Source organism: Streptomyces sp. NPDC001507 (assembly GCF_042894765.1).
In the GTDB taxonomy this organism is placed as follows: Bacteria; Actinomycetota; Actinomycetes; order Streptomycetales; family Streptomycetaceae; genus Streptomyces.
Genome location: NZ_JBIAVV010000001.1, coordinates 621,090 through 640,647 on the forward strand (window position 1 = coordinate 621,090; position 19,558 = coordinate 640,647).

Below are 19,558 nucleotides of genomic sequence, written 5' to 3' on the forward strand. Positions count from 1 at the left end.
ACGACCAGCAGTATGGCGGCGCGTCCGCCCTCGTGGGGTGAACGACGCGGAGGGAAGGGCGACTTCACGCCTGTCGCAGCCGTTGACTTCATCCTCGGGCGGCCCTACGGTCGGCGCGCTGACATGTTCGGGTCACCGATCTGTGTTCGATATTTCGAACATGTGTGGGCCGTACCCCCTCGTGCACCCCCGTGGAGGAGCCGCATGTACCCCCCGTCCAGACCGACCGGCAGCGGTCTCGTACGACACCTGTGGGCCGTTGCCGTACGCACCGTCGCCCTGACCCTGACGGCCGCGGCCGCGCTCCTCTTCGCCACGCCGGGACCGGCCCGGGCGGCGATGGTTCCGCAGGTGTCGGTGCCCACCGCCCCGATGGGCTGGGCCTCCTGGAACAGCTTCGCGGCGAAGATCGACTACGACGTCATCAAGGCGCAGGTCGACGCGTTCGTCGCGGCCGGTCTCCCGGCCGCAGGCTACAAGTACGTCAACATCGACGAGGGCTGGTGGCAGGGCACCCGGGACAGCGCCGGCGACATCACCGTCGACACCGGTGAGTGGCCCGGCGGCATGAGCGCCATCGCCGACTACATCCACAGCAAGGGCCTGAAGGCCGGCATCTACACCGACGCGGGCGCCAACGGCTGCGGCTACTACTACCCGACCGGCCGCCCCGCCGCCGCCAACACCGGCAGCGAGGGGCACTACGCCCAGGACATGCTCCAGTTCTCGGAATGGGGCTTCGACTTCGTGAAGGTCGACTGGTGCGGCGGCAACGCCGAGGGCCTGGACGCGGCCACCACGTACAAGTCGATCAGTTCGGCCGTCGCCGCGGCCGCGGCCGCCAGCGGCCGCCCGTTGACCCTGTCCGTCTGCAACTGGGGCTACCAGAACACCTGGAACTGGGCGACGGGCCTCGCCCCCATGTGGCGGACCAGCACCGACATCTACTACTACGGCGGCACGGCGTCGCAGTCGGCCATGCTGTCCAACTTCGACCAGACCCTGCACCCGGCCGCCCAGCACACCGGTTACTACAACGACCCCGACATGCTCACCGTCGGCATGTCCGGTCTCACGGCGGCCCAGAACCGCACCCACATGGCCCTGTGGGCGATCTCCGGCGCCCCGCTGCTCGCCGGTAACGACCTCACCACGATGACCAGTGAGACGGCCGCCATCCTCAAGAACTCCGACGTCGTCGCCGTCGACCAGGACGCGCGCGGACTCCAGGGCGTCAAGGTCGCCGAGGACACCGCCGGTCTGCAGGTCTACAGCAAGGTCCTGGCCGGCACCGGTAACCGCGCGGTCGTGCTGCTCAACCGCACCTCCGCCGCCGCGAACATCACCGCCCGCTGGTCCGACCTCGGCCTGACCGGCGCCTCCGCGACCGTCCGCGACCTGTGGGCGCAGTCGAACCTCGGCTCGTACGCGACGAGTTACACCGCGAGCGTCCCGGCCGGCGGCTCGGTCATGCTGAGGGTGAGCGGCGGTACGGAGGCGGCGAGTGCGAGTTTCGGCGCGTCCTCCGCCGGCAAGTACACCGGCGTCAGCGCCGCGAGCACGGGACTGGACGTCGTCGACGTCGCCTACACCAACACCGGCTTCACCGCCGTCACCGGCACCCTCCAGGTCAACGGCCAGACGGCCACGACGGTGTCCTTCCCGCCGACGGGATCCTCGCAGGGGACCGTGTCCGTGCAGGTCGACCTGAGCAAGGGGTCGAACAACTCGCTCACGTTCAGCGGAAGTTCGCTGCCCGCGCTCGGATCGGTCACCGTCAGCCCGATCCCCGGCGCCAACGGCGGCCTGCTCGTCGGCAAGCAGTCCGGCCGCTGTGCCGACGTCTACGACAACACGATCACCAACGGCACCCAGGCCGAGATCTGGGACTGCAACGGCGGCCAGAACCAGGCCTGGACGTACACCTCCCGCAAGGAGTTCGTGGCGTACGGCAACAAGTGCCTGGACGCCTACAACCAGGGCACGGCCAACGGCACCAAGGTCGTCATCTGGGACTGCAACGGGCAGAACAACCAGAAGTGGAACGTGAACTCGGACGGGACGATCACGAACGTGAACGCCGGGCTGTGCCTGGATGTGTACGGGGCGGCCACCGGCAACGGGTCGTCGCTGGTGCTGTGGGCCTGCAATGGCGGGAGCAATCAGCAGTGGAGCAGGAGTTGACGCCGTAGTTCTTCGGGCGCGGGTGGACTGTGGCTGGTCGCGCAGTTCCCCGCGCCCCTTCGGGGCGCGTCGGCGCTCAGGCCGACAGTGAGAGCAGGGCAGTTGACGCCAACAGGGCGCAGGCGAGGACGAAGCCGGCGACGAGTCGCAGTCGTAGAGCCCGGTATCTGTGCTCGTACTCCTGCCTCAGCGTCTCTGCGCGTAGCGCCGTACGCTGCCACGCTGTGCGAGCCAATGTCACGTACTCGGTCTCGAAATGCTGCTCAAGATCCCTCCGTTGGCTGTCCGTGAGCCATTCGAAGTGGTCCACGAGCCGAGCCGCCGCCCTCCGGCCCTCCTCTCTGGTCGCCGCCAGCAGCAGATGGCCCTCGACCTGGGCGACCAGCGCCCGTTCCTCCCCTCGTGCCGTCATCGTGCGGTCAACTCCTCGTCCACGGTGGCATGGTGCAGGTCGAACGCGGGTGACTCGCTGCGGATCTGCGGCAGGGTGACGAAGTTGTGGCGCGGGGGCGGGCACGACGTCGCCCACTCCAGGGAGGCGAAGCCGGAGAGCGCCAGGCCCGTGATCCACATGTCGGCCCCGATCCCCGGAGTGCGCACCGCGTCCGAGAGCGGGGCGTAGGCGAACCAGCCGAAGTCCGCCGCGCCCTGGGGGGTGAGGAAGCCGCCGACCGCGATGGTCGAGCCGAGCAGGTAGAGCCAGTAGGCCAGCATGTTCAGGCGCGGGAAGGCCACGTCCGGGGCGCCGATCTGGAGCGGCATGATCCAGTTCGCGAAGCCGGCGAACAGCGGCGTCGCGAACATCAGCAGCATGATCGTGCCGCCTTCACCACGCCCGAACTCCTGGACGCCACAGCGGAGTTGCTGGACAACTGGACGCTCGGGGCGCGCGAGTCGGCGGCCCTGGCCGAGCTGCTCGCCGACGCGAAGGGGCTACGGGCCGCCGGCCAGGTCACCGACCGGCTGGGCCGCACCGGTCAGGCGTACGTCCTCGACGAGGGCGCCGGCGGACGGCGGATGCTGATCCTGGACCCCGCCACCGGTGCCGTACTCGGCCTGGAGACCACGTTCACCCGGGACGACCCCGAATACGGGGTGCACGCCGGGGACGTCATGGAGTACCGCGCCTGGCTGCGCTGACCCTCACGCCCCGAGCTGCCGGGCGGCCGCCGCCACCGTCTGCTCCAGCAGCACGGCGATCGTCATCGGGCCGACCCCGCCCGGCACCGGCGTGATCAGCGAGGCCTGCTCGACGGCGGTGTCGAAGTCGACGTCACCGACGTTGCCCTCGTTGTAGCCGGCGTCGAGCACGACCGCGCCCGGCTTGAGGTCCCGGCCCCCGATCAGCCGGGGCCGGCCGACGGCCGCGACCACGATGTCCGCCTCACGGACGACCGCCGACAGGTCCCGGGTGCGGGAGTGGCAGTAGGTGACGGTGGCGTCGCGCGCGAGCAGCAGCATGCCGGCCGGCTTGCCCAGGATCGCGCTGCGGCCCACGACCACCGCCCGCTTCCCGGCCGGGTTCACGTCGTACGCGTCGAGCAGGCGCAGCATGCCGCCGGGGGTGCAGGAGACGAAGCCCGGCAGGCCGAAGCTCATCGTCGCGAACGACGCGAAGGTCACGCCGTCCACGTCCTTCTCCGGCGCGATCGCCTCGAACGCGGCCCGCTCGTCGATGTGTTCGCCGACCGGGTGCTGGAGCAGGATGCCGTGCACCGCCGGGTCGGCCGACAACTCCCGGAGCTTGCCGACGAGTTCGGCGGTGGTCGTGGTGGCGGGCAGGGCCACGTGACGGGAGGCGATGCCCGCCTTGCGGCTGCGGTTCTGCTTCATCCGGACGTAGGTGACGGAGGCGGGGTCCTCGCCGACCAGCACGGTCGCCAGACACGGCGTGACACCGGTCCGTGCGGTGAGGTCGGCGGCCTGCTGCGCGGTCTCCTCGACGATCCGGCGGGCGACGGCGGTTCCGTCCATGAGGCGGGCCTGGGTCATGCGGCACTCCTGAGCTGGTTCGACCTTGATCGCCCAGGCGCACGGCAACGACAGTGCGGGCCGCTCCCCGGTGGTGCTCCACCTCAGCGCCAGTCACGGCCCGCCCTCAGGGTAACCGAGACGCTCGGCGTCTCCGGCGGCGGGCGTGGCCCAGCGCCGCCCGCGCCGAGAAGGTCCAGGTCAGCCGCGAGCCGACCTGGACCCTCTCAGTCCTGGTGACTACTCGTCCCATGCCTGGATCATGATCTGTTCGGCGATCTTGCCGTCGCGCAGCGTGATCATCGACTCGGCGAGCACCCGGACCCCGTCCTCGTACTCGCAGGACTCGCTGAAGGCGGCCTTGTCGCCCTGGACGATGCACTGGTCCAGCGTGTGCGTCATGTCGCGGCTGTAGACGTCGTCCAGCATCGCGGCGATGTCCTGGCGGCCGTGCAGGACCTTGGGGTGGCTGGGCTGGGTGTTGCGGTCGATGATGCGGATCTCCGCGTCGTCCGCGTAGAGCGCCAGAAGGGTGTTCCCGGTGTTCCCCTCTATGCCCCGGCGCAGCGTCTCGGCGTCGAACGTGGAACCGGTCGCGGTGCCCATGGTGACCTCCTGCGGGAGCCCGCGGCCCGATGCGGAGCGGGCCGCGCGAGCCCCTCACATCGAGCGTCCCCCGCGCCGCCGGGCTCGGCAAGCGCAGGCCGCGCGCTCCGCCTTGCGGGTGAGGCGGACCGGCTGCCCGTGTCCGGCCCGGTGCCGGGGCCGTTGCTGAGGACATGATCTCAACACGACGTATCGTCGCCGCCGTCGGCCTTGCCGTCGGGGTCACCGGCCTCGCCGCGCCGCTGGCGAACGCGGCCGACGCGGGCGCGCAGCACCCCGGGAAGCTCACCGCGCTCGGCGTGCTCGACTCGGTCTCCCGCAGCGACATCCCTGCGGAGTACCGGGGCAGGATGCCGAAGGTCTCGGAGCAGGTGCAGGGGCTGAACGGACTCCACAAACTCGGCGAACTGCACCAGGTCACCGACCTGGCCGCGCCCGCCACGGGGCTGCTGCCGGGCATCGAAGCCTGACCGCGCCGCACACCGAGGGGCCGTCCCGGCAGGGGCGGCCCTTCTCGTTGCCCCCGTCGTTGCCGGCGCTCAGTGCTCCGAGGCCAGGAACTGGGTCGCCGCCAGCTCCGCGTACAGCGGGTCCGCGGCCACCAGCTCCCGGTGCGTGCCCACCGCACGGACCCGGCCCGCGTCCATGACGACGATCCGGTCCGCCATGGTCACCGTCGACAGCCGGTGCGCGACCACCAAAACCGTGGTCGACCGTGCCACGTCGGCGACGGTGTCCCGGAGCGCCGCCTCGTTCACCGCGTCCAGCTGCGAGGTGGCCTCGTCCAGGAGGAGCAGCCGCGGCCGGCGCAGCAACGCCCTTGCGATCGCCACCCGTTGGCGCTCGCCGCCGGACAGCTTGGTCCCGCGATGGCCGACCAGCGTCTCAAGACCCTGCGGCAGCCGGGCGACCAGACCGTCGAGCCTGGTCGTCTTCACCACCCGCGTGACCGCGTCCTCGTCCGCCTCCGGGTTGCCGAGCAGCAGGTTGTCCTTCAGCGACCCCGACAGCACCGGTGCGTCCTGCTCGACGTACCCGATGGCCGAACGCAGCAGCGGCAGCTCCCAGTCGGCGACCGGACGGCCGTCCACGGCGATCGTGCCGGACTCCGGGTCGTAGAACCGCTCGATCAGCGAGAACACGGTGGTCTTGCCCGCGCCGGACGGCCCGACGAACGCCGTCATGCCCCGCGCGGGGACGTCGAAGCTGACCCCGTGGTGGACGTACGGCAGGTCGTCGGCGTAGCGGAACCGTACGTCGGTGAAGGCGACCGAGGCGGGTTCGGCGCCGGCGGACGGCAACTCGGCGGGCCGGGACGGGAGTTCGGCGGGCAGCCGCAGCGCCTCCTGGATCCGGGCGAGCGCGCCGGCGCCGGTCTGGTACTGGGTGATCGCCCCGACGACCTGCTGGATGGGCTGCAGCAGATAGAAGACGTAGAGCAGGAACGCCACCAGCGTGCCCACCCCGATCGCACCGGTCGCCACCCGGGCACCGCCCACCGCGAGCACGGTGATGAACGCCAGCTGCATCGCGAGCCCCGCCGTGTTGCCCGCCGCGGCCGACCACTTGGCGGCCCGCACGCTCTGCCGCCAGGACTCCTCGGCGGCCTCGTGCAGGACGAGTTCCTCCCGGTGCTCGGCGCCGGACGCCTTCACCGTGCGCAGCGCGCCCAGGACCCGTTCCAGCGAGGCTCCCATCACCCCGACCGCGTCCTGTGCCCGGCGGCTCGCCCGGTTGATGCGCGGCACGATCGTGCCCACCACCGTGCCCGCCGCGGCGATCACGACGAGGGTGACGCCGAGCAGCACGGGATCGACCACCCCCATCATCACCACGGTGGCGACCAGGGTGAGCCCGCCGGTGCCGAGCGCGACCAGCGAGTCCGTCGTGACCTCGCGCAGCAGGGTGGTGTCCGAGGTGATCCGCGCCATCAGGTCACCGGGTTCGGTCCGGTCCACCGCGGTGATCCGCAGCCTGAGCAGGTAGGACGAGAGGGTGCGCCGTGCCCCGAGCACCACCGACTCGGCGGTGCGCCGCAGCACGTACGAACCCAGCGCGCCCAGCGCGGCGTTGGCGACCACCAGCGCCGCCATCGCGAGCAACTTGCCCGTGATGGAACGGTCGTGGGACAGGTCGTCGATCAACCCCCGCGCCACCAGCGGCAGCAGCAGCCCGGTCGCGCCCGTCACCAGCGAGAGCGCGGCACCGGTCAACAGGGCCCGGCGGTGCGGCCGCACGTAGGAGAGGAGCAGCCGGAACACGGGCTCTTTCGGCGGGCTCGTCGGAACTGCGTCTGCGGCGGTCACGGTGCTCCTCGTCCGGGCGGCGGGCGGCGCCCTCCGACGCCCCCAGGCTACGACGGCCGTTCCCGGCCCCGGTGCCCGGTCAGCCACGGGCGGAACCGAGCCTCGCCAGGGTCGCGTCGAGGTCGGCCGGACGCGGCCGGTTGTGGGGCAGCTTCGACAGGACCGCGGCCATCCCGCAGGTGTCGGTGAGCGCCGAGAACACCAGGCCGCCCGCGACCCCGGCCGACAGCACCAGCCAGGCGGGGTGCAGCAGCCCGAGGCCGAGACCCACGAGGACGGCCGACCCGGCGGTGAACCTCACCTGGCGCTCCATGGCCCACGTCGCACGGGACGCACCCCGCGGCCGGTGCAGTTCGTGACCGCGCCCGGCCCAGCCGCGGGTGCCGCCGGTGAGGGTGGCCGCCGGGATGCCGTGCTCGGCGAGGACCGCCCGGGCGCGCTCGGCCCGCGCGCCGGAGGCACACACCAGGAGGAGCTCGCCGTCCGCGGCGCGGAGCGCGGCCGGCGCCCGGTGCAGGGCGTCCAGCGGGATGTTGTGGGCGCCGGGCACATGGCCGGCGGCGTACTCGCCGGGCGTGCGGACGTCGACGACGGTCAGCTCCGCCAGGCGGGCGAGGGCCTGGTCGGGCGTGAGATCCGGGCTCGGGGGAGTGGTGGCCATGGTGGGTGCGATCCTTCCGTGCAGGGATGAGTGAGGGGTTTCGCCCGGCGGGCGGGTAAAATACCCCTACGGGTATGTGAGGAGTGGTGGTCGTGGAGCTGCAGTTCGAGGGCGACGAGCTCAAGTCGGTGCTGAACCGGCTGCGCCGGGCGCAGGGGCAGATCTCCGGCGTGATCAAGATGATCGAGGAGGGCCGCGACTGCGAGGACGTGGTCACCCAGCTCGCCGCCGCCTCACGCGCCCTGGACCGGGCGGGCTTCGCGATCATCGCGACCGGGCTCCAGCAGTGCATCATCGACCCCGCCCGGAGCGGGGCGGACGGTGAGACGACCGCGCAGATGAAGGCGCGGCTGGAGAAGCTGTTCCTGTCGCTGGCCTGAGCCGTTCGGGCAAGTGCCGCGACGTGCCGTCTGCCGGCTGCGGCGCCGTCGTGGCTGGTCGCGCAGTTCCCCGCGCCCCTTCAGGGCGCTGTCGCTGGGCGCGTCAACAGACGGCGTCGGCCAGCATGAACGCGGCCACCGCGAGCAGCGCGTAGGCGAAGAGCCGCTGGAGAGTGCCCGCGGAGAGCCGGGACGCGAGCCGCCTGCCGTCCCAGGCGCCGAGGATCGCGGCCCCGGCGAAGGGGCCCACGGCCGACCAGTCGACGTCCGCCGCCGAACCGGCGCGCGCCGCCAGCGCGGTGAGCGAGTTGATCGTGATGACCAGCAGGCTGGTGCCGACCGCCGCGCGCATCCGCAGCCCCACGACGTTCACCAGCGACGGGACGGCGAGGAAGCCGCCGCCCACCCCGAGCACCCCGGTCACCGCGCCGAGACCGGCGCCCGCCCCGGCCACCCGGGACGCCCGCGCCGGTATCGGCGGCGCCTTGGACGGGGCGGTCGCCGGCCGCAGCATGCGCAGTGCCGCCACGCCGGCGAGCACCGCGAACGCCCCGGTCAGCAGCGCCGCCGGCAGTTGCCGGGAGACCGCTCCGCCAACCGCCGCCGGCACGACCCCGGCCGCCGCGAACACGGCACCGGCCCGCCACCGCACCGCACCCTCGCGGGCGTGCGCGCCGAGTGCGGTGGCCGAGGTGACCGTGACGACGACCAGGCTCGCGGTGGTGGCCGCGGCCGGGGTGAAGCCGAGCAGATAGTCCAGCGCCGGTACGGCCAGCACGCTGCCGCCGCCGCCCAGGGCGCCGAGTGCCAGCCCGGTGACGGCCCCGGCGCCGAGGGCGAGCAGGAGCGCGCTCACCCGGCGGTGCCCTCGGCGGTCACCGCGAGCCCGGCCGCGCGCCAGGCGGTCATCCCGCCCACGACGTCCACCGCGTCCAGCCCCCGGGCGGTCAGCAGTGCGGCCGCCTCCCGCGAGCGCCGCCCCGAGCGGCAGATCACGACGAGCGGGCGGTCCACGGCGGCCGGCGGCAGCGGAGCTCCGGCCGTCAGCCCGGACAGCGGGGCGTGCACGGCCCCCGGCGCGTGTCCGGCCGCCCATGCGTCGGCCTCGCGGACGTCCAGCAGGACGGCGTCCGTGTCCGTGCGCTCCCGTGCCTCGGCCGGGGTGAGCCGGGCCATCGGCAGCCCGGCCGCACGCGCCGCCGCGAACCCGTCGTCCACGGCCACCACGTCGCGCCCGGCCGCGTCGAGGAGGGAGGCGGCGACGGCGGCTCGCATCCCGCCCGCGCAGTGCACCCACACCGTGCCGCCGGGTATCTCGCCGAGGCGCTCGCGGACGTGGTGCAGGGGTATGTGGAGCGAGCCCCGTATGTGGTCGCCTGCGCGCTCCGCGTCCCGGCGCACGTCCAGGACGACGACGTCCTCGGTGCCGCGTGCGGCCAGATCCGCGAAGGTGGCGCGGGGGAAGGAGCGGGGCCGCTCGCCCGCGCGCAGCCAGGCTTCGGGTGCGCCGGTGGCGGCCGCGGCCGGGCGGTCGATGCCCACACGGCTCAGCTCGCGCTGGGCGGCGGCGAGCTGGGCCGCCGACTCGGCGAGCAGCGTGACCGGCCGGCCCCAGGGCAGCAGCCAGGCCAGGTAGGCGGCGAGCTGTCCGTCGGCCTCGAAGTTCAGGGTGCCCGGGACATGCCCCGCGGCGAAGGCCACCCGGGTGCGCAGGTCCACCACCCACTCACCCACGGCCAGCCGCGCCGCGATCTCCGCCGCGTCCGCCCGGCGCGGCGGCGTGAGGTCGACGGGGGCCGGTCCCCCGCAGTTCAGCGGGCCCATGTGGGCGTAGTACGCCGGTACGTCGTCGAGCCCCGCCAGCAGCTCCGCGACGAAGGCGTCGACGTCCTTGACCAGCGCGTCGTTCACCGCGCGCTCCCGGCCGACGGTGGTGGCCGGCCCGGCGGCGTCCCCGGCCGAGCAGAAGCTGCCGAAGCCGTGCGTCGGCAGCACCGGGGTCGCGTCCGGCAGCTCGGCGGCCAGCCGGTGCGCCGAGGCGTGCTGGGCCCGCGCCAGCTCCCTCGTGAGCCGGGGCTCCACCAGGTCGGGCCTGCCGACCGTGCCGACGAGCAGCGAGCCGCCGGTGAAGACGGCCACCGCACGGCCGGTCTCCTCCAGGACGTACGACGTGTGGTGCGGGGTGTGCCCGGGGGTGGCCAGCGCGCGCAGCGCAAGGCCCGCCTGGATCTCCAGCACGTCCCCGTCGGCCACCGGCACCCGCTCGTAAGCCACCCGCGCCCCGGCCGGCACCGCGTACGCGGCTCCGGTCAGCCGCGCGAGTTCCAGGCCGCCGGAGACGTAGTCGTTGTGCACGTGCGTCTCCACGACGTGCGTGAGCCCGACCCCGCGCCGGGCGACGGCCGCCAGCACCCGGTCGACGTCCCGGGGCGGATCGACCGCGACGGCGCCCCGCGCCCCGCCCGCCAGGTAACTGCGGTTGCCCAGTCCGGGCACCTCGATGGTGTCGACGAAGGACACGGCAGCACACTCCTCTCCTCGATCCCCCTGGTGAATTACCCCCGGGGGTATATGTGCCACCGTAGCAGAGGTACCCCCGGGGGTATTTTGGGGAGAGGGTGACCACACGAGACGGCGGCGGTACGGGACGATCCGCGTCGATCGATGCGTGCCGCCGCTGATCGTTCCCGCGTAGGGTCGGAAGACAGCACGTCAGCAGAGCGACGAAAGGGCAGGCCCATGGCGCAGGAAGTACGCGGCGTGATCGCACCGGGCAAGGACGAGCCCGTGCGGGTCGAGACGATCGTGGTGCCCGACCCGGGGCCGGGCGAAGCCGTCGTACAGGTGCAGGCCTGCGGGGTCTGTCACACCGACCTGCACTACAAACAGGGCGGCATCACCGACGAGTTCCCCTTCCTGCTCGGCCACGAGGCCGCCGGGGTGGTGGAGTCGGTCGGCGCGGGCGTCACGGACGTCGCGCCCGGTGACTTCGTGATCCTCAACTGGCGTGCCGTGTGCGGCCAGTGCCGGGCCTGTCTGCGTGGGCGGCCCTGGTACTGCTTCAACACCCACAACGCCAAGCAGAAGATGACCCTCGCCGCGACCGGCCAGGAGCTCGCCCCGGCCCTCGGTATCGGCGCCTTCGCCGAGAAGACGCTGGTCGCCGCCGGGCAGTGCACCAAGGTCGACCCGGCCGTCTCCCCGGCGGTCGCCGGCCTGCTCGGCTGCGGGGTGATGGCGGGCATCGGCGCCGCGATCAACACGGGCAACGTCGGCCGGGGCGACTCGGTCGCCGTGATCGGCTGCGGCGGGGTCGGCGACGCGGCGGTCGCCGGGTCCCGCCTCGCGGGCGCCGCGAAGATCATCGCCGTCGACATCGACGACCGGAAGCTGGAGACGGCCCGCTCCCTGGGCGCCACCCACACGGTCAACTCGCGCGAGACCGACCCCGTCGAGGCGATCCGCGGCCTGACCGGCGGCTTCGGCGCCGACGTCGTCATCGAGGCGGTCGGCCGCCCGGAGACGTACGAGCAGGCCTTCTACGCCCGCGACCTCGCCGGCACCGTCGTCCTGGTCGGCGTGCCCACCCCCGCGATGAAGCTGGAGCTGCCGCTCCTGGACGTCTTCGGCCGCGGTGGCGCCCTGAAGTCCAGCTGGTACGGCGACTGCCTGCCCTCCCGGGACTTCCCCATGCTGATCGACCTGCACCTGCAGGGGCGGCTGCCGCTGGACGCCTTCGTCACCGAGACCATCCAGCTCGACGAGGTGGAGAAGGCGTTCGAGCGGATGCACGGCGGCGACGTGCTGCGTTCGGTGGTGGTGCTGTGATGACCACCCGCATCGAACGCCTCGTCACCTCCGGCCAGTTCACCCTCGACGGCGGCACCTGGGACGTCGACAACAACGTCTGGATCGTCGGCGACGAACGCGAAGTGATCGTCATCGACGCCGCCCACGACGCCCGCGCCATCGCCGAGGCCGTCGACGACCGCGTCCTGAAGGCGATCGTCTGCACCCACGCCCACAACGACCACATCGACGCCGCGCCCGCCCTCGCGGACCTCACCGGCGCCAAGATCTGGCTGCACCCCGACGACCTGCCGCTGTGGAAGCTCACCCACCCCGACCGCGACCCCGACAACCACCTGTCCGACGGGCTGGTCATCGAGGCCGCGGGCGCCGACCTGACCGTCCTGCACACGCCGGGCCACGCGCCCGGCGCGGTCTGTCTCCACGACCCCGGCCTGGGCGTCGTCTTCACCGGGGACACCCTCTTCCAGGGCGGCCCCGGCGCGACCGGGCGGTCGTACTCGCACTTCCCGACGATCATCGACTCCATCCGGGACAAGCTCCTCACCCTCCCGCCGGAGACGAAGGTCCTGACCGGACACGGCGACCCGACCACCATCGGCGCCGAGGCACCGCAGCTGGCGGAGTGGATCGCCCGGGGGCACTGACCCGCACGTGACGTCGGCTTCCGCGGGAGGCCCGCCACCGGCCACCGCGGAACCGCCGCCGCGAACCGGCACGCCCCTCAGCCGTCGGACGCCGGCCGGGTGGGCCAGAGCGCCGGGTGCCCCGGAGGCAGCGCGAGGTCCTCGCGTACGGCGGTGTAGTAGCGCTCCCGGCAGGCCCGCTGCCGCGCCAGCAGGTCCTGCCAGGCGTCCGGGTCGACCGTCCCGGAGCGCATGAACCGTTCCATCGCCATCACCGCGGTCACCCACTCCCGTGCCTGCTCCACCACCTCCCGGCTGCCCAGCATGATCAGCGCCTCCCCGGCCGGATCACGGCCGTCGGTGGCCGCCGCCAGCTGCGGCTCGGCCTCGGCCGGGGAGATCGGGTGCGGATGCGGGTCGTTGCCGAGATGGGCGGCTACCCGGTAGGTGAGGTTCACCGTCTTCTTCAGCGCCCGCGCGTACTCGCTGTACACCGCAAGCCGCCGCTCCTCCCAGCGCGCCTCCTGCTCCCGCCGGAACCGTGCCCGGTCGCCCCGCACCACCGCGAGATACGAACCGAGGGCGCCGATCACGACGCCTATCAGAGCAGGGAGTTGCTGCAAGAACGCGGTCATGTGCGCACGGTATCTGTCCTGTTGATCGTCCGCCCCGTACGGTCGTCGTCATGACCGGACTGACTCGCTTTGCCGGATACGGAGTTCTCGTCACGGGCGCCGCCCGCGGCATCGGCGCGGCCGTCGCCCGCCGGCTGGCCGAGGAGGGCGCACGGGTGCTGGCGACCGACCGGGACCTGCCCGAGGCGGAGCGGACGGCGGCCGCGCTGCGCGAACAGGGCCTGGCGGTCGAGGCGTCCGCCTGTGACGTCGCCGACCGGGACTCGGTGGAGGCGGCGGTCGAGCGCGCCGTCGGCGTCTTCGGATCGCTCGACGTCCTGGTGAACTGCGCCGCGCACTGCACCCCGGACCTCCCCCTCTTCGAGGACCAGCCGGACGACGCGTGGGCCCTCGACCTCGACATCACACTCACCGGCGTGCACCGCTGCTGCCGCGCCGCCCTCCCGCATCTCGCCGCCTCCGGCCGGGGCGCGATCGTCAGCATCGGCTCCGTCAACGCCCGCGCCGACTTCGGCAACCACGCCTACAGCGCCGCCAAGGCCGGCCTCGGCTCGCTGACCCGCACCCTCGCCGGGCACGCGGCCGCGCGCGGGGTCCGGGTCAACCTGGTGGAGCCGGGCACGGTCCGCACCTCGGCCTGGGCGGGCCGGGACGGCGAACTCGACGCCGTCCGCTCGCTGTACCCGCTCGGCCGGGTGGGCGAGCCCGAGGACGTCGCCGCGGCCGTCGCCTTCCTCGCCTCCCGCGACGCCGCCTGGATCACCGGCACCACCCTGAGCGTCGACGGCGGACTCACCGCCGTGCACGGCGGCTTCCACGCGGCGCTGCGGCCGCACCGGGAGGCCCGGCTCGGCTCAGAGCGCGGCTGAGGCGGCCGCGAGGGCGGCCAGCACCCGCCGGGTGTCGCCCTCGGCGGTCCGCCAGTTGCTGAACGCCGCCCGCAGTGCCGGGACGCCGCGGCACACCGTCGGCGTCAGGAACGCCTCCCCGGACGCGGCGACCGCCCGGGCCGGCGCGGCCACCCTTGCCTGCGTGGGCTGTTCGGCCAGGGTGAAGCAGACGACGTTGAGCCGGACCGGGGCGAGCAGGCGCAGGCCGGACGACTCCTCGACGCCGGCGCCGAGGCGGACGGCCTCGGCGTGCGGCGAGTGCGGGGTGCATCAACCGCACACCAGGTCGGCCACGACGCTGTGGCGCGGGCCACTTCCGGGTAAGTGGACCGATGCCGGCAGCGGCGGCCGCGGCGGTTAAGTTAACCGTTTCGTCACAGCCCGCCCCGGGCTACAACCAATGCCGCGCATCGCGCGGTCAAGTACGACGAGACCACAGCACAGGAGAAGGAGACAGGCATCACATGGGGGACATACGCAGACGAAGTGCCGTAGTTCTCGGCGTCACCGGGCTGGTGGCGCCGCTCACACTCGCCCTCACCTCCGCTCCGGCGCTGGCGGCGAGCTGCACCACGCAGGCCGGGCCGTACCAGAAGCAGGTGGAGAAGTTCCTCGGGCGGCCGGTCGACGGCAAGCAGTCCACCGCGGACTGCAAGGCGATCCAGGCCTTCCAGAACAAGCACGGCATCACGCCCGCCGTCGGGTACGCGGGTCCCGTCACCTGGGGCGTGATGGACCTGATGAACAAGCAGAAGGCCGTCGGGGACAAGCCCAACAAGGACGGCAAGTGCCCGACCGACAAGGGACGCATCGCCTGCGTCAACCTCACGCTCCAGCTGAGCTGGATCCAGGACGGCAACAAGCTGGTCTACGGCCCGGTCCCGGTCCGTACCGGCCGCAAGGGGTTCGTCACCCGCACCGGTCTGAAGAAGATCTACTGGCGTGACATCGACCACGTCTCGTCGGTCTACAACGTGCCGATGCCCTACAGCCAGTTCTTCGACGGCGGGCAGGCCTTCCACTCGGTGAATCTCAGCATGTGGAACCCGCCGGGCTCGCACGGCTGCGTCAACATGACCCCCACCACCGCCAAGAAGTACTGGTCGCTGCTGAAGACCGGCGACGACGTCTACGTCTACGGCCGCAAGCCGGGCACCTGACGGCACCCGGCCCGCCGCCGGCCCCGGCCGGCGGCCGCGGCTCAGCTCTCCGGGGCGTCCCCGAAGTCCGGGATCTCCAGCCTGGCCCCGCCCTGCCGCGCGGACTCGTGCGCGATGATGCCCGGCAGGGTGTAGCGGGCCGCGACCCACGCGTTGACCGTCGGTAGGCCGCGCGTGTTGACGGCGGTCACGAAGTCGTCCACCAGGAAGTGGTGGCTCCCCTCGTGCCCGTTGTGCAGCGTGTCGAACTCCCGCGGCAGCCGCGCCCGGTCGTGCACCGGCGCCGACCCCGAGGTGAAGGCGGCCCGCAGCTCCGGCGCGATGTGCTGGAGGGACGGGTCGTCGGGAGACATGGTCGGCTTGGGCTCCAGCAGGTCGCTGATGTCCTGCACGCCCTTCTTGTCCTGCCACAGGGCCACCGTCGCCAGTTGCTCCATGCTCGCTTCCGTGCCGAAGAACCGGAAGCGGGACTCACGGATGTGGGACGGGTAGCCCACCCGCCGGAACTCGTTGGTGCGGAACGAACCGCCGCCCGCCACCTCGAACAGCGCGGTCGCGTTGGACACGTCGTTGCCGAACTGGCTGACCTCCTTGTCGAAGACGCCGTCCCCGCGGTCGTCCACGACCCCGATCGCCGACACGCTCACCGCGTGCGTCTGCCAGGCGCCGAGCACCCCGCCGACCGCGTGCGTCGGGTAGAGCAGCGGGGGATAGCTGGCGGTCGCCTTCCAGTTCTCGCCGCCGCTGTAGCGGTAGGCGTCGTAGAAACCGAGGTCCATGTCGTGGACGTAGTCGCCCTCGGCGTAGAAGAGACGCCCGAAGGCACCCTCGGCGATCTGGTTGCGGGCGTGCACGGTGGCCGGGTTGTACTGGCTGGTCTCGCCCATCATGTACGTCAGCCCGGTCGCCTTGACCGTGTCGATGATCGCGGCGATCTCCTCGGTCGTGATCGCCATGGGGACCGCGGAGTACACGTGCTTGCCGGCGTTCAGGCCCTGGAGGACCAGCGGGCCGTGCGTCCAGCGCTGGGTGAAGATCGCGACCGCGTCGACGCCGGACTCCAGCATCGCCTCGTACGACGGGAAGGTGCCCGCCAGACCCTGGGCGGCGGCGAGCTTCTCCGCCCGCTCGGGCAGCAGGTCGGTGACGTACACGTCGCCGACGCCGGGATGGGCCTGGAACAGCGTGGCGAACTGGCCGGAGAACTGTCCGGCGCCGACGATGCCGAGTGAGAAAGTCATGGAGGTTACTTTCGTCGCGGAAGAATCTTGGCGTCAAGGGGCGGAAGGAAGTCAGGAAGGTGCGGGCAGGGCGCTTATGCGGCGCACGCGGCGCACAGTAGGGTGGCTTGGTTGCTTCAGCTCCGGAAGAAAAGGAATGCCGTGACCGACTGGCTGCCGCTGAGCTCCGCGGAGCGCTCCGTGGCGATCGAGGTGCTCGTCAACGGCCCGCTGTCGCGCACCGAGCTGGCCCGTCGGCTGAACCTCTCCCAGGGCAGCCTCACCCGCCTCACCAAGCCGCTCATCGAGTCCGGCCTGCTCGTCGAGGCCCCTTGGGCGGGCGCCCCGGAGACGCGTCAGGGCCGGCCCTCGCAGCCGCTCGCCGTGGTCGCCGAGTCCCGGTCCTTCCTGGGCTTCAAGATCACCGACGAGATGGTCTACGCCGTCGTCACCAGCCTCCGGAGCGACATCGTCGCCCGCCTCGACCGGCCCCTCACCGGCCACGACCCCAAGTACGTCGCCGACCTGCTGGCCGACATGACCGCCGAACTCGCCGCCCACCACCCCGCGATCGCGGGCATCGGCATCGGCGTCGGCGGGTTCGTGCGCGAGAACGCGGTGGTCGGCGAGTCGCCCTACCTGTCCTGGCGCGACGTCCCGCTGGCCGGGCTGGTCCAGGAGCGCACCGGGCTGCCGGTCGTCGTGGAGAACGACGTGGCCGCCCTGGTCGAGGCCGAGACCTGGTTCGGCGCCGGCCGCGGACTCGACCGCTTCGTCGTCCTGACCATCGGTGCCGGCATCGGCTACGGCCTGGTGCTCGGCGGCAGGCGGGTCCCCTGCGCCGAGGAGGACCGCGGCTTCGGACGGCACTGGATCATCGACCCCCTGGGCCCGCTCACCCCGCAGGGCGAGCGCGGCAGCGCCGCGTCGCTGCTCACCATCCCCAGCATCCGCTACCAGGTCCGGGCCGCCACCGGCCGCGACGCGTCGTACGAGGAGATCCTCGCCGGTGCCGCCGCGGGCGAGCCGATGGCCGCGCGGGTGGTCGGCGAGGCCGGCCGGGCGCTGGGCACGCTGCTCGCGCAGATCGCCAACTTCGTCATGCCGCAGAAGATCCTGCTGGCCGGGGAGGGGGTCGGCCTGATGGAGGTGGCCGGCGACACGGTACGGGAGGCGGTCCGAGCCCACCGGCATCCGCTCGCCGCCCCGATCGGTCTGGAGACCAAGGTCTCCGACTTCCATGACTGGGCGCGGGGCGCGGCCGTCCTGGCGATCCAGGTCCTGGTGCTCGGCCGGGCCGGCGGCTGAACTGCCGTTTCCGCAGGTGCGGGCCTTGCTGGACCGCATCGAACTCCCGCCCGTGACGGACCCATTGACGTGATGATGAACACGGTCCGATATGTCCGTATCGGTCGTACTTACTCACGGCGCCTTCACGTCGAGCGGCATATGCTTCACACCATGTCCACCACTGTTGAAACCGTCACCGAGCGATCGGCCGACGAGGTCAACGAGGAGATCCGGGCCCTGTGGCTCCGGTCGGGCGGGACACTGAGCACCGAGCAGCGCGAGGAGTACCAGCGGCTCGTCCTCGAATGGGCGGCGGCGACCCCGTAGCAGCCGGGCCAGACGGCCTGACCGGCCCGTCCCGGGCACCCGCAGCGGCCGGGTGCCCCTTCTCGCGAGACCTCGCGCGGCAGACCTCGCGCCGCCCCGTCAGCCCCACGTGGCCGAGTAGTAGCGCTGGTACGCCTTGCGGTCCTGTTCCGCGCGGATGTAGCGCGTACCCACCAGCGCGATCAGACTGCCCCCGATCACCAGCAGGCCCGGACCGACGTTGCGGGTGTCGGTGAGCCGGGCGATCAGGCTGGTGTCGTCCCCGGTGACCGGTGCCGACGAACCCGGCGAGGCCGCGCTCGGCGCGATGGCGCTGTGGTTGGCCGACGCGGACGGCGCGGGCGTGGCGGCCTGCCCCCCGGCGGCCTGCTTCGTCACGATCAGCTGCACGTTCAGCGCCGCCATCGCACGCGTCACCGGCTGGAAGAACGTCACCCCGCCCGTGGTGCAGTCGCCGCTGCCGCCCGAGGTCATCCCCAGCGCGATGCCGTTGGAGAACAACGGGCCCCCGCTGTCGCCCGGTTCGGCGCACACGTTGGTCTGGATGAGCCCGGTGACCGTGCCCTCCGGGTAGTTGACGGTCGCGTTGAGCGCGGTCACCGTGCCGTCGTGCAGCCCGCTGGTGGAGCCGCTGCGGAACACCTTCTCGCCGACTGTCGGATCGGCCGCCCCCGTGATCCGCACGCCCTGGCCGTTGCCGATGGCGACCACGTCCGCGTTGTCACCGGCCTTCCCGTTCGCGTACTGGATCAGCGAGAAGTCGTTGCCCGGGAACTGCGTGTCGATCGTGGTGCCCACCTGCTGGTTGTTGCCCTGGCCCTCGTCGAACCAGATGGTGTTGGCGGGACCGCAGTGACCGGCGGTGAGGATGAAGTCGGTGGTGCCGTTGGTGACGTTGAACCCCGCCGAACAGCGGCCGCCCGTCGACAGGATGGGCTGCGCCCCGTTCAGCCGGGTGGTGAACTTCCCCTCGGAGCGCTGCATCTGCACGAAGCTCCCGATGCCCGTGGCGACCCGGCTCAGGTCCGACCAGTCGGAGGCGGAGACCGTGCTGTCGGCCTCCACCATCACGCGGTTGGTCTTGTAGTCCACCGCCCACGCGGTACCGGCCACCCGGGGCGCCGCCTTCAGCGTGGCGGTGGCCGCCTTCAGCTCGTTCATGCTGTGCGACACCATCTTGGGCTCGGCGCCCGCCTGCTTCACCGCCGCCGCGGCCTCGGCGTCGGTGACCGCGACCACCGGCCTGCCGTCGGCGCCGATCCAGCTGCCCGCCGTGCGGGCGGTGCCGAGCTTCGCCACCAGCGCGGCACCGGTGTTGCCGGCCTCGGTCGCGGAGCCCGAACTGAACGGGACGGCGGACGTGCCGGGTGTCTCGCTCGCCATGGCCGTGGTGACCATCGCGCCCCCCAGAAGGAGTCCGCCGACCGCCGCCAGCTGTGTCCCCCGCCGGACGACCCGTCGTCGTGCGTGCCTCATCCATGGCTCCCGAAAC

19 protein-coding genes, 3 pseudogenes and 1 riboswitch are annotated in these 19,558 nt (G+C 72.5%); of the genes and pseudogenes, 10 read left to right on the forward strand and 12 right to left on the reverse strand.

The window, feature by feature from the left end; all coding sequences use genetic code 11:
• Positions 1 to 204: 204 nt before the first annotated feature.
• A complete protein-coding gene (locus tag ACFY0K_RS02905; RefSeq protein WP_390638286.1) occupies positions 205 to 2,184 on the forward strand; it encodes a ricin-type beta-trefoil lectin domain protein in 1,980 nt (659 codons plus the stop codon).
• 76 nt (positions 2,185 to 2,260) lie between these two features.
• Here ACFY0K_RS02905 and ACFY0K_RS02910 read toward each other — a convergent pair whose 3' ends face one another.
• Both ACFY0K_RS02910 and ACFY0K_RS02915 read right to left on the reverse strand, forming a co-directional pair.
• A complete protein-coding gene (locus tag ACFY0K_RS02910) occupies positions 2,261 to 2,596 on the reverse strand; it encodes a hypothetical protein (RefSeq protein WP_390638287.1) in 336 nt (111 codons plus the stop codon).
• Between the two features lie 119 nt (positions 2,597 to 2,715).
• Positions 2,716 to 3,006, reverse strand: a pseudogene (locus tag ACFY0K_RS02915) (cbb3-type cytochrome c oxidase subunit I); the annotation flags it as partial.
• A gap of 3 nt (positions 3,007 to 3,009) precedes the next feature.
• Here ACFY0K_RS02915 and ACFY0K_RS02920 point away from each other — a divergent pair.
• Positions 3,010 to 3,324: pseudogene (locus tag ACFY0K_RS02920) on the forward strand (hypothetical protein); the annotation flags it as partial.
• Between the two features lie 3 nt (positions 3,325 to 3,327).
• On the opposite strand, the gene ACFY0K_RS02925 reads toward ACFY0K_RS02920, so the two are convergent.
• Both ACFY0K_RS02925 and ACFY0K_RS02930 read right to left on the reverse strand, forming a co-directional pair.
• The gene (locus ACFY0K_RS02925; protein ID WP_390638288.1) at positions 3,328 to 4,176 is read right to left on the reverse strand and encodes a bifunctional 5,10-methylenetetrahydrofolate dehydrogenase/5,10-methenyltetrahydrofolate cyclohydrolase; all 849 of its coding nucleotides are present in this window, start codon (positions 4,174 to 4,176) and stop codon (positions 3,328 to 3,330) included.
• Positions 4,177 to 4,200: 24 nt separating this feature from the next.
• A riboswitch (ZMP/ZTP riboswitch) is annotated at positions 4,201 to 4,283 on the reverse strand.
• A 112-nt stretch (positions 4,284 to 4,395) separates the two neighbouring features.
• Positions 4,396 to 4,761 (reverse strand): nuclear transport factor 2 family protein, encoded by a 366-nt coding sequence (locus tag ACFY0K_RS02930; protein ID WP_390638289.1) that lies wholly within the window; start codon positions 4,759 to 4,761, stop codon positions 4,396 to 4,398.
• 173 nt (positions 4,762 to 4,934) lie between these two features.
• Between ACFY0K_RS02930 and ACFY0K_RS02935 the strand changes: the two genes are divergently transcribed.
• Positions 4,935 to 5,231 (forward strand): hypothetical protein, encoded by a 297-nt coding sequence (locus ACFY0K_RS02935; RefSeq protein ID WP_351955103.1) that lies wholly within the window; start codon positions 4,935 to 4,937, stop codon positions 5,229 to 5,231.
• Positions 5,232 to 5,300: 69 nt separating this feature from the next.
• Here the strand turns inward: ACFY0K_RS02935 and ACFY0K_RS02940 are convergent, their stop codons facing one another.
• Complete coding sequence (locus tag ACFY0K_RS02940) at positions 5,301 to 7,067, reverse strand: ABC transporter ATP-binding protein (protein ID WP_390638290.1); 1,767 nt, start codon at positions 7,065 to 7,067, stop codon at positions 5,301 to 5,303.
• A 79-nt stretch (positions 7,068 to 7,146) separates the two neighbouring features.
• On the reverse strand, positions 7,147 to 7,728 hold the full coding sequence (locus ACFY0K_RS02945; RefSeq protein WP_390638291.1) for a rhodanese-like domain-containing protein: 582 nt from the start codon (positions 7,726 to 7,728) through the stop codon (positions 7,147 to 7,149).
• 92 nt (positions 7,729 to 7,820) lie between these two features.
• On the opposite strand from ACFY0K_RS02945, the gene ACFY0K_RS02950 reads away from it, so the two are divergent.
• On the forward strand, positions 7,821 to 8,108 hold the full coding sequence (locus ACFY0K_RS02950; RefSeq protein ID WP_388599102.1) for a metal-sensitive transcriptional regulator: 288 nt from the start codon (positions 7,821 to 7,823) through the stop codon (positions 8,106 to 8,108).
• A 103-nt stretch (positions 8,109 to 8,211) separates the two neighbouring features.
• On the opposite strand, the gene ACFY0K_RS02955 is transcribed toward ACFY0K_RS02950, so the two are convergent.
• A complete protein-coding gene (locus ACFY0K_RS02955; protein WP_390638292.1) occupies positions 8,212 to 8,964 on the reverse strand; it encodes a sulfite exporter TauE/SafE family protein in 753 nt (250 codons plus the stop codon).
• On the reverse strand, positions 8,961 to 10,628 hold the full coding sequence (locus tag ACFY0K_RS02960) for a rhodanese-like domain-containing protein (protein ID WP_390638293.1): 1,668 nt from the start codon (positions 10,626 to 10,628) through the stop codon (positions 8,961 to 8,963). Before ACFY0K_RS02960 ends, ACFY0K_RS02955 begins: the two co-directional genes overlap by 4 nt.
• Positions 10,629 to 10,847: 219 nt before the next feature.
• On the opposite strand from ACFY0K_RS02960, the gene ACFY0K_RS02965 reads away from it, so the two are divergent.
• The gene (locus ACFY0K_RS02965; RefSeq protein WP_390638294.1) at positions 10,848 to 11,936 is read left to right on the forward strand and encodes an S-(hydroxymethyl)mycothiol dehydrogenase; all 1,089 of its coding nucleotides are present in this window, start codon (positions 10,848 to 10,850) and stop codon (positions 11,934 to 11,936) included.
• Positions 11,936 to 12,565, forward strand: coding sequence for an MBL fold metallo-hydrolase (locus tag ACFY0K_RS02970; protein ID WP_351955097.1), 630 nt, complete (start codon positions 11,936 to 11,938; stop codon positions 12,563 to 12,565). Before ACFY0K_RS02965 ends, ACFY0K_RS02970 begins: the two co-directional genes overlap by 1 nt.
• 77 nt (positions 12,566 to 12,642) lie before the next feature.
• On the opposite strand, the gene ACFY0K_RS02975 is transcribed toward ACFY0K_RS02970, so the two are convergent.
• Positions 12,643 to 13,179, reverse strand: a complete 537-nt coding sequence (locus ACFY0K_RS02975; RefSeq protein WP_382721372.1) for a hypothetical protein — start codon at positions 13,177 to 13,179, stop codon at positions 12,643 to 12,645.
• Positions 13,180 to 13,229: 50 nt separating this feature from the next.
• Between ACFY0K_RS02975 and ACFY0K_RS02980 the strand changes: the two genes are divergently transcribed.
• A complete protein-coding gene (locus tag ACFY0K_RS02980; protein ID WP_390638295.1) occupies positions 13,230 to 14,048 on the forward strand; it encodes an SDR family NAD(P)-dependent oxidoreductase in 819 nt (272 codons plus the stop codon).
• Here the strand turns inward: ACFY0K_RS02980 and ACFY0K_RS02985 are convergent.
• Positions 14,034 to 14,318, reverse strand: a pseudogene (locus ACFY0K_RS02985) (aspartate aminotransferase family protein); the annotation flags it as partial. The gene ACFY0K_RS02980 and the pseudogene ACFY0K_RS02985 overlap by 15 nt on opposite strands.
• A gap of 215 nt (positions 14,319 to 14,533) precedes the next feature.
• Between ACFY0K_RS02985 and ACFY0K_RS02990 the strand changes: the two are divergent.
• Positions 14,534 to 15,229, forward strand: a complete 696-nt coding sequence (locus ACFY0K_RS02990; protein ID WP_390638296.1) for a L,D-transpeptidase family protein — start codon at positions 14,534 to 14,536, stop codon at positions 15,227 to 15,229.
• A 41-nt stretch (positions 15,230 to 15,270) separates the two neighbouring features.
• On the opposite strand, the gene ACFY0K_RS02995 is transcribed toward ACFY0K_RS02990, so the two are convergent.
• Complete coding sequence (locus ACFY0K_RS02995; protein WP_390638297.1) at positions 15,271 to 16,470, reverse strand: Gfo/Idh/MocA family protein; 1,200 nt, start codon at positions 16,468 to 16,470, stop codon at positions 15,271 to 15,273.
• 141 nt (positions 16,471 to 16,611) lie between these two features.
• Between ACFY0K_RS02995 and ACFY0K_RS03000 the strand changes: the two genes are divergently transcribed.
• Both ACFY0K_RS03000 and ACFY0K_RS03005 read left to right on the forward strand, forming a co-directional pair.
• Entirely contained in the window at positions 16,612 to 17,757 is a 1,146-nt protein-coding gene (locus ACFY0K_RS03000; RefSeq protein WP_390638298.1) for an ROK family protein, read from the forward strand.
• Between the two features lie 153 nt (positions 17,758 to 17,910).
• Positions 17,911 to 18,066, forward strand: a complete 156-nt coding sequence (locus ACFY0K_RS03005; protein ID WP_351500593.1) for a hypothetical protein — start codon at positions 17,911 to 17,913, stop codon at positions 18,064 to 18,066.
• A gap of 99 nt (positions 18,067 to 18,165) precedes the next feature.
• On the opposite strand, the gene ACFY0K_RS03010 is transcribed toward ACFY0K_RS03005, so the two are convergent.
• Positions 18,166 to 19,542: a S1 family peptidase gene (locus ACFY0K_RS03010; protein ID WP_390638299.1), complete on the reverse strand. Its 1,377-nt coding sequence runs from the start codon at positions 19,540 to 19,542 to the stop codon at positions 18,166 to 18,168.
• Between the last annotated feature and the right edge of the window lie 16 nt (positions 19,543 to 19,558).